Below are 13,626 nucleotides of genomic sequence, written 5' to 3' on the forward strand. Positions count from 1 at the left end.
CGGCACCGGCGCTAATCTTCTCGATGTGCCCGACGAGGAAATCCAGCACGTCGGCTGGTTCACGTTCCACTTCGACGACGAGCGCTGGGCATGGTCAGACGCGGTGCAGATGATGCACGGCTATGAGCCCGGCACGGTGACTCCGACCACTGAACTCGTGCTCTCCCACAAGCACCCCGACGATCGCCCGGCGGTCGCCGCCACGCTGCACGAGATGCGCCGCGCCCATCGCCCGTTCTCCACCCGGCACCGCATCATCGACACAGGCGGGGACGTCCACGACGTCGTCGTGGTGGGCGACCGGATGACCGACGAACAGGGGCACGTGATCGGGACGCACGGCTTCTACATCGACGTCACCCCCGCCAGGACGATGACCCAGGAGATGGTCACCGCCGCTTTGAGCGAGATCGCCGAGAACCGCGCGGTGATCGAACAGGTGAAGGGCATGCTGATGCTCATCTACCGGGTGGACGGCGACGCCGCGTTCGAACTGTTGCGCTGGCGCTCTCAAGAGTCGAACGTCAAACTGCGGGCGCTCGCCGAACAGCTGCTCGCCGACTACCGGCAGATCGACTATCAGGACACGCTGCCCACCCGCGAGACGTTCGACCACCTGCTCCTGACCGCCCACCAGCGGGTGGGAGGCATCGCGGATACCGTGAAGCCATGACAGCCCGGACAGCGAGGAAAGCGCTCATCATCGTCGACGTGCAGAACGACTTCTGCGAGGGCGGATCGCTGGCCGTCGAGGGCGGGGCCGCCGTCGCGCGTGCCACTACTGAGCTGCTGTCCGGTGAGCACGGCTACGACCACGTGGTGGCGACCAAGGACTTCCACATCGATCCGGGCGAGCACTTCTCCGACCATCCGGACTTCGTCACGTCCTGGCCGCGGCACTGCGTCGTCGGCACCGACGGCGCGGAATTCCATCCCGACCTCGACGTCACACCGGTGGAGGCGGTGTTCCACAAGGGCCGGTACTCGGCCGCGTACAGCGGCTTCGAGGGCGTCGACGACGACGGCACCTCGCTGGCCGACTGGCTGCGCCAACGCGACGTCGACACCGTCGACGTCGTCGGTATCGCCACCGACTACTGCGTCAAGGCGACCGCCGCCGACGCGGCCGCACACGGGCTCGCGACCCGTGTCCTGCTCGATCTGACCGCCGGCGTCGCGCCGGTGACGACCCAGGATGCCGTCAGCGCACTACGCGCGGCCGGCGTCACCGTCAATTGACGTCCTTGTGACATAACGGACGGTTGCAGTGCCCTCGTTGTGGGCATCCGCTACCGCTACCAGCCGATCGCACACCAGGAGAACTCCTTGACTCAGACCGCCGCCTCGCCGGACACCTCGTTTCCGCTCGAGGTGTGGCCCGGCAAGGCCTACCCCCTCGGCGCCACCTACGACGGCTACGGCACCAACTTCGCACTGTTCAGCGAGGCCGCCGAGAAGGTCGAGCTGTGCCTGTTCGACGCGAACGGCGAGCAGACCGCCTGCATCACCCTTCCCGAGGTCGACGGCTTCGTCTGGCACGGGTTCATCCCGAGCATCGAGCCGGGTCAGCGGTACGGCTACCGGGTGCACGGCCCCTACGATCCGGCCAACGGCATGCGCTGCAACCCGAACAAGCTGCTTCTGGACCCGTACGCGAAGGCCATCGACGGCACCTTCGAGTGGGACCAGTCGCTGTTCTCCTACAACTTCGGCGACCCGGACAGCCGCAACGACGACGACTCGGCCGCCAACATGCCCAAGTGCGTGGTCATCAACCCGTACTTCGACTGGGGGGTGGACCGCCCACCCAACCACGAGTACGCCGACTCGGTCATCTACGAGGCGCACGTCAAGGGCCTCACCATGACCCACCCGGATGTCCCCGAGCAGATCCGCGGCACCTACGCCGCGGTCGCGCACCCGGCGATCATCGAGCACCTGAAGTCGCTGAGCATCACGGCGATCGAGCTGATGCCGGTGCATCACTTCGCCAACGACTCGACGCTGGTGGACAAGGGGCTGTCGAACTACTGGGGCTACAACACCATCGGCTTCTTCGCGCCGGACTTCAAGTACAGCTCCAACCCGAACCCTGGCGGACAGGTCCAGGAGTTCAAGGCGATGGTGCGGGCGCTGCACGAGGCGAACATCGAGGTCATCCTCGACGTGGTCTACAACCACACCGCCGAGGGCAACCACATGGGTCCGACATTGTCGATGCGCGGCATCGACAACGCCGCGTATTACCACCTCGTCGACGACGACAAGCGGTTCTACATGGACTACACGGGCACCGGCAACAGCCTCAACGTCAGCCATCCGCACACGCTGCAGCTGCTGATGGACTCGCTGCGGTACTGGGTGACCGAGATGCACGTCGACGGGTTCCGCTTCGACCTGGCCTCGACGCTGGCCCGCGAGTTCTACGAGGTCGACCGGCTGGCCACGTTCTTCGAACTCGTGCAGCAGGATCCGACGGTCAGCCAGGTGAAGCTGATCGCCGAGCCGTGGGACGTGGGTCCCGGTGGCTACCAGGTGGGCAACTTCCCGCCGCAGTGGACGGAATGGAACGGCAAGTACCGCGACACCGTGCGGGACTTCTGGCGCGGTGAGGGCGCCAGCATCGACGAGTTCGCCTACCGGTTGACCGGCTCGTCGGACCTCTACGAGCACACCGCCCGCCGGCCTGTCGCGTCGATCAACTTCGTCATCGCCCATGACGGGTTCACATTGCGCGACCTCGTGTCGTACAACGAGAAGCACAACGAGGCCAATGGCGAGGACAACAACGACGGCGAGAGTCACAACCGGTCGTGGAACTGCGGCGTCGAGGGGCCGACCGACGATCCGGAGATCAACGCGCTGCGCGCCCAGCAGGAACGCAACTTCATGACCACGCTGCTGCTGTCGCAGGGTGTCCCGATGATGTGCCACGGTGACGAACTCGGACGTACCCAGGGCGGCAACAACAACGGTTACTGCCAGGACAACGAGATCACCTGGATCAATTGGGCAGAAGTCGACGAGGGCCTGCTGGACTTCACCCGGGCGGTGTCGGAGTTGCGGGCCAACCATCCCGTGTTCCGGCGGCGGCGGTTCTTCTCCGGTAAGCCCGTCGGTCGCCGCGGTGCCGAGGGCCTGCCCGACATCGCGTGGTTCGGCCCGGACGGCACGGAGATGAGCGGCGAGGACTGGGAGTCCGGTTTCGCGAAGTCGATGACGGTGTTCCTGAACGGCCAGGGCATCCCCGACATGGACGCCCGCGGTCAGCGGGTGGTCGACGACTCGTTCCTGCTGTGCTTCAACGCCCACTACGAGCCGATCGACTTCACGTTGCCGCCCAAGGAATTCGGGGCTGCGTGGGTGACGGAGATCAACACCGGCGAGCTCACCCCTGACGGTCAGCAGGACGAGCCACAGCCCGCCGGGGCGACGCTGACGGTGCCGGCGCGGGCGACGATCGTGCTGCGCGCCACGACCGAGTGACGGGATGTGTGAAACGCTGACACGAAAGACGTTGCGCGGCAGCACGCTTACCCGCCGGGTTCAGCGTGTTTACCGCTCCGATGTGTTAGCTTGAGAGCGCTGTTGCAGCCGTGGCCGCTCGTTGGCGGACGTCTTGACGTTTCGCCACCGGTCGGGCGGGCCGGAGTAGGAGCCGTAGAGCGGCGGTGACCTACCGGGTGGCCACGGTTGCCAGCTTTCTCTGTGCGTCAGCTGTGCAAGATGCGCTCGATCGACCGCATCGGGATCGGCAGCCACGACGGACGGAACCTCGCTTCATAGGCCGCTTCGTACACCGCCTTGTCCAGTTCGTAGGCGGCCAGGATCTGCTTCGCCGCAGCCGGATCCGCTCCGCCCCCGGCGGCATATCCGGCACAGAACGCGGCACTGTTGCCGTCCACCCACTCCCGCGCCTGTTCGGCCAGCTCGTCGCCGCCGTCGCTTCGCTCGACCACCAGCTGGTAGGCCGCGTATTCGAACGAGCGCAACACGCCGGCCACATCGCGCAGCGGCGAATCCGGCCGCCGCCGCTCGTCCAACGGTTGTCCCGGCTCACCTTCGAAGTCGATCAGCACCCAGCCGTCTTCGGTCTTGAGCACCTGCCCCAGATGCAGATCACCGTGGACACGCTGCACGATCATCGCCTCGTCGGCCAGCGCGCGGTAGCGGGCTTCGATCAGCGGCACGTGATCGGTCAGCGCGGGCGCCGCCTCGACTGCGGTGCGCAACCGCGCGAGGACCGTATCGACGGGGAACGGCTCAGTCGACGTGCCGAGCGCGTCGGCCAGGGCCGCGTGCACCGAGGCCACCGCCTCCCCGAGACGGCGGGATTGGGTGGTGAAGTCGGAGAAGTCCTCACGAGTACTGGCCGTCGCCATGTCCCAGCCTTCGCAGCTGTCGGCTGCGAACGCGGTCACCATGCCGAGCGCGGACGGCTCGGTGTCACCCGACGTGTCCCCCGCCACCCCGCCGGTCTCGAAGGAACCGAACAGCGTCGCCACATGGTGGTTCTGCGCGCGCGCCAGCACCCTGTTCAACTCGATGTCGGGGTTGACGCCTGCTGTCACGCGCCGGAACACCTTGAGGATGGCCTCGCTGCCGAAGATCACGCTCGTGTTGCTCTGCTCGGCACCCGAGACCCGGGGCGCCGCGCCGAGAGGCAGCGTGGCGCCGGGCTCTTTGACGAACGTCAGCGGGCCCACCGTGGCGGATTCGTCGATCAGCGACAGAAGTCGGGCCGCCGCGGCGGGATCGAACATCGCGTCGTAGGCGAAGCGACCCTGATCCGATCCGATCGCGGCGATGTCGCCGAAATCGGGTACCGGGGTGTCGCTCCAGCGGATCAGCACCTGGTAACGCTCGGTGGAGCCGTCGGCGTACCCGATGTCCAGCAGAACGTGGTCGAGGTCGGCGTCCAGCGCGGTGACGGCGATCGGTAAGGCGCGGGTCAATTGGCGAGTGCGCCCGGCGTACCAGCGCTGGCGCACTATCCAGTCAGCGAAGGGCAGTCTCATCACGGTGTCCCTGTACCCGTTACGGCGTCGCCGACCACGCTCAGGCGAGGAATCGCTCCGCACCGGCGGTGCGCACGTACCGCAAACTGTTGGCCTGCCGGTAGCCGACGATCCCGCCCCCGAAGGTCAGCAGGATGAGGCCGGCGAGACCGGGGAGTGCGACGGCCGCGAGCTGGGCGACGGTGGGGCTGACCATGGAGCGCGGCATCGCCTCGGCTCGCGGCCCCGCACCGGTGGACAGGGGCTGCGCGGTGATGCCCGGTGTCGGGGCGATCGAGCCCCGGATCGTCGGGGCGCTGGCTCCGGCGACTCCTGGCGCGGTCACGCCCGGCTCGGCGCCGACGGCGTCGGGTGCCCTGACCCCCCGGGGTGCGGCATCGGCGGCCGTGAGGGCGCGCGGAACGGTCACCACGAGTGGTGCTCGCAGACCGGCGGGATCGTGGCCGGCACCTCCTCCGCCGCCACCTCCGGCGCCGGCGGTACCGGTGGACGCGTCCACGACCGGCGCCTCCTCCTGGGTACGGAACGCCGGACCCGGCGGGGGTGCCGGCGGCACGATCGACAGGGCCGAGAGGAACTGCGTCAAGGTCGGCACGGGGATCTCGACCGTGGTGTAGAAGTTGCGGGGCAGCGGCAGTTGGCCCGACGGGATCTCGCCGGGGGCGGGCAGCCGCAGCATCGGGATGGTCAGCGACCGACCGGAGTCGACCTTGCCGGATTCCCGGGGTGCCAGCGGGGAGTCCGGCTCGGAGGGTTGGCGAGAGCCGCCGCTGCGCGACGGTTCTTCCGGGTCGGTGTCGACGGTGACCGACGAGTCGTCGGGAGTGTCGACCGAGGCAGATCCGCCGGACGTGCTTCCTGACGTGTCCGTCGACGTGTCCTTGGGTGCCTCGGAACCGCTGTCGGAGCCGCCGGAGTCCGTCTGCGAGGAACCGTCACTGTCCGAGGGTTGCGCGAGGGCGGGAGCTCCGAGGTTCACACCGCCCAGGAACAGCACCAGGGACAGCGCACCAGCAGCCGCGATGACACGCGATGCGGGCCGCCCCATGATGTCCCCTCATTCAACCGACGCAGTACCGAAAGACCGTCGTTGACTCCCGGGCAATTCTCGCATATCAGCACAACCCCGAGGCCGGATCGGAGTTTGCTGAGCGCAGCCGGAAATCTACGCGCGCGTCAGCGGGTTGCTGTGCCGGTTATGGTGCCGTAGTGACGTCCGGAAGCCGACCCCGCGACCACGGCGATCCCGGCGATGCGCCGACCATTCCGCCGCCGCTGCGCGAACCCGTCAACCCTGCCCGGCCCTCAGCCGCCGAAGAGGCGCGCACGATCGCGGCGTCGACGAACTCCGCGACGCTGGCGACGCTGACGGCCGACGGCGATCCGTGGGCGTCGTTCGTGACCTACGGGCTGCTCGGCGGAGCGCCGGTGCTGTGTGTGTCGAACCTCGCCGAGCACGGCCGCAACCTGGCGGCCGACCCGCGGGCGAGCCTGGCCATCGTCGCGCCGGCCACCGAGTCCGATCCGCTGGCCAACGCGCGCATCACGGTCGCGGGTCACGTGGAACGTCCGACAGGTGACGAGCACACGGCAGCGCGCGAGGCGCACCTGGCGGCGGTGGACGCGGCCAAGTACTACATCGACTACACCGACTTCACGCTGTGGGTGTTGCGGGTGGCCCGCGTGCGGTGGGTCGGCGGCTACGGCCGCATGGAGTCCACGAGCGGAGCAGACTACGGCGCCGCGCAACCGGACCCGGTCAGCCGCCACGCTGCGGGCGCCATCGCCCATCTGAACGCCGACCACGCCGACGCGCTGGCCGCGATGGCGCGCGAATTTGGTGGCTACCCGGACACCACGACCGCCTCGTGCACCGGCGTGGACCGCTACGGCCTGGATCTGCGGGTGCTGACCGAACGCGGAATGGCCTACACCAGAATCGGTTTCGCCTCGCCGCTGGATTCCGCCGACGAATTGCGTTCGGCCACCGTCGAGTTGACGCGTCGGGCCCGCGGGCAGTGATTCTCCGGCGGGCACTACGATCGCGCTATGTCCGAGCAGATGCAGCGTCCCGAGACCTGGCAGGCCGCGTTCGAGCTGATCCGCACGCGCGGACACGAGCGTCGCGAGGAGCCGTTCCGGTTGGCCAGCGGCCAGCTCAGCCATGACTACATCGACGGCAAGTTCGCCGTCGACACCGGGGAACGGCTGTCGGTGGTGAGCCGCGCGGTGGCCGATCTCGCCGCTGCCCACGGCATCGAGTTCGACGCCGTCGGCGGTCTGACAATGGGCGCCGATCCACTCGCGCACGGCGTGGCGATGGTGACGGGCAAGGCCTGGTTCTCGGTGCGCAAGGAGCAGAAGCAGCGCGGCCGTGAGCAGTGGATCGAGGGCACCCGGTTGCAGGCCGGGGACCGGGTGCTGCTGGTCGATGACGTGATCAGCACCGGCGGCTCGACCGAGCTGGCGCTCGAGCGCATCGAGCCCCTGGGCGTGGTCGTGACGGGCGTGATCCCGATGGTCGATCGCGGGGACATCGCCGCCGCACGGTTCGCCAAGCGCGGCATACCGTTTCAGGCGCTGGTGAGCTACCGCGACCTGGGCATCGACCCCGTCAAGGACGTGTGATTTCGGCGTGGTTGTCGTCGCTGACCGACGATAAGCACGCCGAAATCACGCAGGGGTGACCAGCACGGCGTCGCTGTCCACCGCGACGGCCACGCGCTCGCCGGGCTGCAGGTCGCGGGCCGCCGAGCTGGCCATCTGAGCCATCAGCACCGCACCGTCGGCCGCGCTCAGGTGCACCCGCGAGATCGCCCCCAGGAACGACACCGACGTCACGGTCGCGGTGCCCGACGGGTCGGCGGTCACGTTCACCGACTCGGGCCGCACCATCGCCACTCCCTGCCCGTCGACAGAGCCCTGGGCAGCGGGCAGCGACAGGCCGAGCAGCGACGCGCGGCCGCCGGACACCGTCGCGGGCACCTTGTTGTTGAGCCCGACGAAGTCGGCGACGAACGGCGTAGCCGGGTGGGCATAGAGCTCGGCGGGTTCGGCGAGCTGTTCGAGCCGGCCCTTGTTCATCACTCCGACCCGGTCCGCGACGGCCAGCGCCTCCTCCTGGTCGTGGGTGACGAACAGCGTCGTGGTGCCGACGTCGAGCTGCACGCGCCGGATCTCGTCACGAAGCTGGGTGCGCACCTTGGCGTCGAGCGCCGAGAGCGGCTCGTCGAGCAGCAGCACCCGGGGCTGGATCGCCAGCGCGCGGGCCAGCGCGACGCGCTGCTGCTGCCCACCTGACAACTCCTTGGCGTAGCGGCCGCCCAGCGCCCCCAGGCCCACCAGATCGAGCATGTCGGCCGCGCGGGACAGCCTCTCGCCCTTGGCTTTTCCGCGCATCTTCAGACCGAACGCGACGTTGTCGAGCACGGTCAGGTGGGGGAACAGGCTGTACGCCTGGAACACCATGCCCATGTCCCGCTTGTTGGCGGGCACCGTGCTGACGTCGACGCCGCCGACGGTCACGGTTCCCGACGTCGCCTCGTCGAGACCGGCGAGGATGCGCAGTGCGGTGGTCTTGCCGCAGCCCGACGGGCCGAGCAGCGCCACCATCTCGCCGGGTTCGATGTGCAGGGTCAGCCCGTCGAGCGCCCTGGTCTCACCGTAGAGACGGGTCAGCTCGGTGAGTTCGACGGCAACTCCGGTCACGTGGTCACTCCTGTCTGGTGGCGGCGGCCACGGGTGACCAGCGAGAGGATCAGCAGCAGCGCGAAGCCGAACAGCAGCGTGGCCAGTGATGCGGCCACCGAGGTCGGGCCGTTGCTCTTGCCGATGGTCACGATCTGCACCTGCAACGTCTCGTATCCCGACAGCGACGCGATGGTGAACTCGCCGAGCACCACGGCGATCGAGATGAAGGCCGCCGACAGGATGCCCGACCAGATGTTGGGCACCACGACCCGCAGGATCGTCGTCGCCCAGCCGGCCCCCAGCGACCGCGCCGCCTCGGAGAGGGTCTGCAGGTCGATGCTCGACAGTGCAGCGTCCAGCGCGCGGTAGGAGAACGGCAGCACCACCACGACGTAGACGAACGTCAGCGTCAGCGCCGACTCCCCGAGGAAGTACGTCACCCACAGGTACACGTTGCGCAGCCCGACGACGATCACCAGGGCCGGGATCGTCAGCGGCAACAGGCACAGGAATTCGATCAGCCCTTTGGCCCAGGGCGCGCGCAACCGGACCCAGATCATGGTGGGCACCAACAGGATCAGCATCGCCAGCACGGTCAGTACCGCCAGCGACAGGGAGACGATGATCGCGCGGTACAGCGCCTCGTCGGCGATCAGATTCGCCCACGCCTGCCCGGTGCGCCCGCCGGAGATCAGGTCGCGTGTCGAGAAGTCGGCCATCGCGTAGAGCGGGAAGCAGAAGAACAGACCGAACGCCACCCACAGCAGCCCGCGCACCGCCCGCGTCATGACAGCCACCGCGCGCTGCGCCGCACCAGCAGGTTGTAGGCGACCATCACCACGGCCACCACGACGATCATCTCCAGCGCCAGCGCGTAGGCGAAACCGGCCTGCCCCAGCACCACCTCGCTGACCAGAGACGCCCGGATCAGCAGCGGCAGGATGGGGCTGCCCTGACTGACCAGCGCGGCGGCCGTGGCATATGCGGCAAAGGCGTTGGCGAACAGCAGAAGCATCGAACCGAGGAACGCAGGGGTCAACAACGGCACCGCCACTTCCCGCCAGTAGTCCCACGTGGACGCCCCGAGACTGACCGCCGCCTCGCGCCACTGCTCACGCAAGCCTTCCAGCGCGGGCACGAACACGATCACCATCAGCGGGATCTGGAAGTACGTGTAGACCAGGATCAGCCCGCCCAGGCCGTACAGCCACCCCGAGCCGGCGAGATTCCAGCCGGTCGCCTGCTGCACCCACAGCGTCAGCACGCCGTTCAGGCCGACGGTGGCCAGGAAGGCGAAAGCCAATGCGACGCCGCCGAATTGGGCCAGCACGCTGCACAGCGACAGCACGGCCCGGCGCACCATCGACGTCGGCGGGCTGCTGACGATCAGCCACGCCATCACCGCACCGAGCAGCGCTCCGAGCAGCGCCGTGGCGGCGCTGAGCACCACGCTGTTCAGCAGCGCCGACAGCGCCGTCCCGGTGAACAGCGCCGCGATGCGGCTGAAGGAGAACACCCCGTCGAGGTACACCGAGCTCACCACGACGGTGACCGTCGGGATGATCAGGAAGACCAGGACGACGGCCAGGAACGGCAGCAGCGGCAGGCCGTCACGGACACGGCGCATGTCAGCCAACCGCGGCAGCCCAGTTCTCCGACAGGTATTTCGAGGCGGTCTCGGTCTGCTGCGGGGTCGGCACCGTGACCGGCCCGTCGACCACCGGGAGCGCCTTGGCGACCTCGGCGTCCAGCGTCTTGTTCGCGATCATGTTGTCGGCGCGCACCGGGCGAACGCCGCCCTGGGCGTAGAGGTTCTGCCCCTCGTCGCTGTAGAGGAACTCCTGCCACAGCCGTGCCGCGGCCGGGTGCGGCGCCTCCTTGTTGATCGCCTGGTAGTAGTACCCGGCGACCGCGGCGTTCGGCGGTACGAACACCGTCCAGGACGGAAGCTTCTTCGTCTCAGACGAATTCGTGTAGTTCCAGTCGATGACGACCGGCGTCTGCCCGGATTCGATGGTCGCCGGCGTCGGGTCCACCGGCAGGAAGTTGCCCGCCTGCTTGAGCTTGCGGAAGAACTCGACGCCCGGGGCGATGTCGTCGGCGGACCCGCCCTGCGAGAGCGCGACCATCAGCACGCCGGAGAACGCCGCACCGGCCTGGGTGGGATCTCCGTTGAGCGCGACCTTGCCCTGGTACTCGGGCTTGAGCAGATCGTTGACGTTCGTCACCGGGGGCACCTTGGCGGAGTCGAAGCCGATCGACATGTAGCCGCCGTAGTCGTTCACCCATGCCCCGTTGGGATCTTTGAAGGCGGCCGGGATGTCGTCGAAGGTCGCCACCTTGTACGGCGCGAACATCGCGGTGTTGGCCAGCGCGACGGACTGGCCCAGGTCGAACACGTCCGGCGCGCTGCTGCGGCCCTTCTGCTGGTTGGCGGCGTTGATCTCGTCCTGGCTCGACGCATCGGGTTGCGCGGAGTTCACCTTGATGCCGTACTTGTCGGAGAAGGCCTTGATGATCGCTCCGTAGTTGGCCCAATCCGGCGGCAGTGCAATCACATTGAGCTCGCCCTCGTCCTTGGCTGCCTTGACCAGACCGTCCATGTCGCCGAAGTCGGCCGCCGAGGTGGCCTCTGACGCCTTGCCGCCGGACTGCGTCTGGGAGCCGGAGTCGTTCTTCTCCGGTGGGGCGCACGCCGCGGCGCCGACGACCAGCAGGGCCGATGCGGCACAGATGAGGAACCGGGACAGGCGTCCAGTGGTGTTGGCAGAGGGCATGGTTGAGACCTTCCGGTGAGCAGGAGGCGGCGCAGTGGCGCGGCGATTACCTGGCCGTGTCATCGCGGTGAACCATAACCTGGCGGCGCTGCTCGCGCCTAGGGTTGAGCAGGTGAGCATGTCCGGACCGGTTACCGAGTTCGCCGGCGCTCCGGTGGCGGTGCTCGCGACCGTGCGTCCCGACGGTTCCCCCCATGTCGTGCCCGTGGTGTTCGCGATGGCCGCCGATCGCGATGATGTGGTGTTCACGGCCGTCGACGCGAAGCCCAAGTCGACCCGGCGGCTGCGCCGGCTGGACAACATCGCGCACCGGCCCGAGGTGAGCCTGCTGGTCGAGCACTACGACGACGACTGGTCGCGGCTGTGGTGGGTGCGGGCGGACGGCACGGCGACGATCCATCACGAGGGCGACGCGCTGGCGGAGGGCTATGCGCAGTTACGGGCCAAGTACCCGCAGTATGACCGCGTCGCGCTGGACGGCCCCGTGATCAGCATCGCGATCCACCGCTGGGCATCCTGGGGTGGGGGCTAGCCGGTAGAGGCTGCGGTGGTTGTCCGCCGTGGGGTTGGAGGTCAGCCGGGCAGACGCGGGGCGAGCCCGACGGAAGAGTCGAGGGCATCATCCACGCGTGCCGAGGAGCCCCGATGACCGATCAACGCCAGCTCACCGAACGATTCGAGCGCGAGGCAGTGCCGGTGCTGCGTCAGTTGCGCGGGCATGCGGTGCGGCTGACCCGCAACCCGCTGAACGCCGAGGATCTGCTGCAGGAGACGGCGGTCAAGGCGTTCGCGTCGTTCGGCGGGTTCACCGAGGGCACCAATCTGGCCGGCTGGCTCTATCGCATCATGGTCAACACCCACATCAGCGAACACCGCAAGGGGCAGCGGCGACCGGCCCTGGAGTTCACCGACCAGTTCTCCGAACGCCAGCTGCTGAACCATCATCAGCGCACCGGTGTCGCTCAGTCTCCCGAAGAACAGGTGCTGGCGCTCATCGGCGACCCGGCGATCGCGGCGGCGATGCGCTCCCTGCCCGAGCACTACCGCACCGCGGTGTACCACAGCGACATCGAAGGCCTCGCGGTCCGCGAGATCGCCGCCCGGCTCGAGGTGCCGATCGGCACCGTGATGTCCCGCATCCACCGCGGCCGGACCCGGCTGCGACTGGCGCTACGGGACCGGGCCGCCTCGATCGGCTATTCGGTGCCTGACGCGGCCTGACGCTCCGCCGGCTCGGTGTCGGCCGGCGCCGTCAGCCGCTCCTCGTAGGCGCCTTCGTCGCGGCCCAGCGCGATGGTGCCGGCAGCCATCGCCAGGGTCGAGATCGCCAGCGCCACCGCATCGAGGCGGCTCACGTCCAGGTGTTCACCGAGCACGACCGCGCCGAGGATGACCGCGATCACCGGCTCGAGGGTCAGCATCGTCGGCACGGACGTCTGCAGGGAGCCGGCATGAAACGCCGACTGCTGCAGCAGCACCGCGATCACGCCGAGCACGACCAGCAGATAGGGCACCGGCGTGGCGAAGACGGCGGCGGCGCCCTCGTGGGTGAGCACGTGCATGAACAACTTCGTCAGCACCGCGACCACTCCGAACAGCACGCCGACCGCGACCGCCAGCAGCACCGCACGGCGCCAATCGGTGCTGCGCAACGCGACGACGACGCACGCCAGCACAGCCACCGTGCACACGACCGCGACGATCGCCGACATCCCCAGCGAGGCCTCGTAGTCACCGGGGCTCGGTTTGGCCAGCACCACGAACACCGCCAGCGCGGCGGTGAGCAGCAGCGCCCAGGCCCATTCCCCGCGAGTGACCCTGCGATGGGCCAGCCGGGCCGACAGGGGCAGCGCGAACAGCAGCGCCGACACCAGGATGGGTTGCACCAGGAGCAGAGATCCATTGGCCAGCGCCAGCGCCTGGAACACGAACCCGGCCACCGCCGCGGCGGTTCCGGCCCACCACAGCGGCCTGCGGATCAGCGTCAGCACCATGACGGCGCTGACGCCGTGTTCGGCGGGCACGTCCAGGGTGGCCCGCTGCCGCACCACGATGCCGATGGCCAGGAACACCGCCGCCAACAACGACAGCAGCACGGTCACGCCATGGCCGATCACCCGACAAGGACAGCACACCTGCCG

Annotated in this window: 14 protein-coding genes; 7 read left to right on the plus strand and 7 right to left on the minus strand. The window is 68.5% G+C overall.

Features of this window, described 5'->3' with window-relative positions:
* Positions 1-25: 25 nt before the first annotated feature.
* The 3 genes from DMB80_RS07365 (at position 26) to glgX (ending at position 3,486) form a co-directional block, all read left to right on the plus strand.
* Complete coding sequence (locus tag DMB80_RS07365) at positions 26-673, plus strand: PAS and ANTAR domain-containing protein (protein ID WP_240431049.1); 648 nt, start codon at positions 26-28, stop codon at positions 671-673.
* Positions 670-1,239, plus strand: coding sequence for an isochorismatase family protein (locus DMB80_RS07370; protein WP_111509255.1), 570 nt, complete (start codon positions 670-672; stop codon positions 1,237-1,239). Before DMB80_RS07365 ends, DMB80_RS07370 begins: the two co-directional genes overlap by 4 nt.
* An 87-nt stretch (positions 1,240-1,326) precedes the next feature.
* On the plus strand, positions 1,327-3,486 hold the full coding sequence (gene glgX / locus DMB80_RS07375; RefSeq protein ID WP_111509364.1) for a glycogen debranching protein GlgX: 2,160 nt from the start codon (positions 1,327-1,329) through the stop codon (positions 3,484-3,486).
* 227 nt (positions 3,487-3,713) lie between these two features.
* Here the strand turns inward: glgX and DMB80_RS07380 are convergent, their stop codons facing one another.
* Both DMB80_RS07380 and DMB80_RS28025 read right to left on the minus strand, forming a co-directional pair.
* Positions 3,714-5,018 (minus strand): maltokinase N-terminal cap-like domain-containing protein, encoded by a 1,305-nt coding sequence (locus DMB80_RS07380; RefSeq protein WP_111509256.1) that lies wholly within the window; start codon positions 5,016-5,018, stop codon positions 3,714-3,716.
* Between the two features lie 40 nt (positions 5,019-5,058).
* Positions 5,059-6,066 (minus strand): hypothetical protein, encoded by a 1,008-nt coding sequence (locus DMB80_RS28025; RefSeq protein ID WP_162938444.1) that lies wholly within the window; start codon positions 6,064-6,066, stop codon positions 5,059-5,061.
* Between the two features lie 161 nt (positions 6,067-6,227).
* Between DMB80_RS28025 and DMB80_RS07390 the strand changes: the two genes are divergently transcribed.
* Positions 6,228-7,040: a HugZ family pyridoxamine 5'-phosphate oxidase gene (locus DMB80_RS07390; RefSeq protein ID WP_111509257.1), complete on the plus strand. Its 813-nt coding sequence runs from the start codon at positions 6,228-6,230 to the stop codon at positions 7,038-7,040.
* 27 nt (positions 7,041-7,067) lie between these two features.
* Positions 7,068-7,646 (plus strand): orotate phosphoribosyltransferase, encoded by a 579-nt coding sequence (gene pyrE, locus DMB80_RS07395; protein ID WP_046366419.1) that lies wholly within the window; start codon positions 7,068-7,070, stop codon positions 7,644-7,646.
* 45 nt (positions 7,647-7,691) lie between these two features.
* On the opposite strand, the gene DMB80_RS07400 is transcribed toward pyrE, so the two are convergent.
* The 4 genes from DMB80_RS07400 to DMB80_RS07415 are packed head-to-tail and all read right to left on the minus strand — an operon-like array spanning position 7,692 to position 11,485.
* Positions 7,692-8,726, minus strand: coding sequence for an ABC transporter ATP-binding protein (locus tag DMB80_RS07400; protein WP_111509258.1), 1,035 nt, complete (start codon positions 8,724-8,726; stop codon positions 7,692-7,694).
* Positions 8,723-9,496, minus strand: a complete 774-nt coding sequence (locus tag DMB80_RS07405; protein ID WP_111509259.1) for an ABC transporter permease — start codon at positions 9,494-9,496, stop codon at positions 8,723-8,725. Before DMB80_RS07405 ends, DMB80_RS07400 begins: the two co-directional genes overlap by 4 nt.
* Positions 9,493-10,335: an ABC transporter permease gene (locus DMB80_RS07410; RefSeq protein WP_111509260.1), complete on the minus strand. Its 843-nt coding sequence runs from the start codon at positions 10,333-10,335 to the stop codon at positions 9,493-9,495. Before DMB80_RS07410 ends, DMB80_RS07405 begins: the two co-directional genes overlap by 4 nt.
* Before the next feature lies 1 nt (position 10,336).
* Positions 10,337-11,485, minus strand: coding sequence for an ABC transporter substrate-binding protein (locus DMB80_RS07415; protein ID WP_111509261.1), 1,149 nt, complete (start codon positions 11,483-11,485; stop codon positions 10,337-10,339).
* Positions 11,486-11,603: 118 nt separating this feature from the next.
* Here DMB80_RS07415 and DMB80_RS07420 point away from each other — a divergent pair, with 118 nt between their 5' ends.
* The gene (locus DMB80_RS07420) at positions 11,604-12,017 is read left to right on the plus strand and encodes a TIGR03668 family PPOX class F420-dependent oxidoreductase (protein WP_111509365.1); all 414 of its coding nucleotides are present in this window, start codon (positions 11,604-11,606) and stop codon (positions 12,015-12,017) included.
* Positions 12,018-12,130: 113 nt separating this feature from the next.
* Positions 12,131-12,706 carry a sigma-70 family RNA polymerase sigma factor gene (locus DMB80_RS07425; protein ID WP_111509262.1) on the plus strand — a complete coding sequence of 192 codons (576 nt, stop codon included), beginning with the start codon at positions 12,131-12,133 and terminating at the stop codon, positions 12,704-12,706.
* Here the strand turns inward: DMB80_RS07425 and DMB80_RS07430 are convergent.
* Positions 12,682-13,602: a DMT family transporter gene (locus DMB80_RS07430; RefSeq protein WP_205538571.1), complete on the minus strand. Its 921-nt coding sequence runs from the start codon at positions 13,600-13,602 to the stop codon at positions 12,682-12,684. The genes DMB80_RS07425 and DMB80_RS07430 overlap by 25 nt on opposite strands.
* Positions 13,603-13,626 lie beyond the last annotated feature (24 nt).

This window comes from Mycobacterium kyogaense (assembly GCF_003254575.1).
In the GTDB taxonomy this organism is placed as follows: domain Bacteria; phylum Actinomycetota; class Actinomycetes; order Mycobacteriales; family Mycobacteriaceae; genus Mycobacterium; species Mycobacterium kyogaense.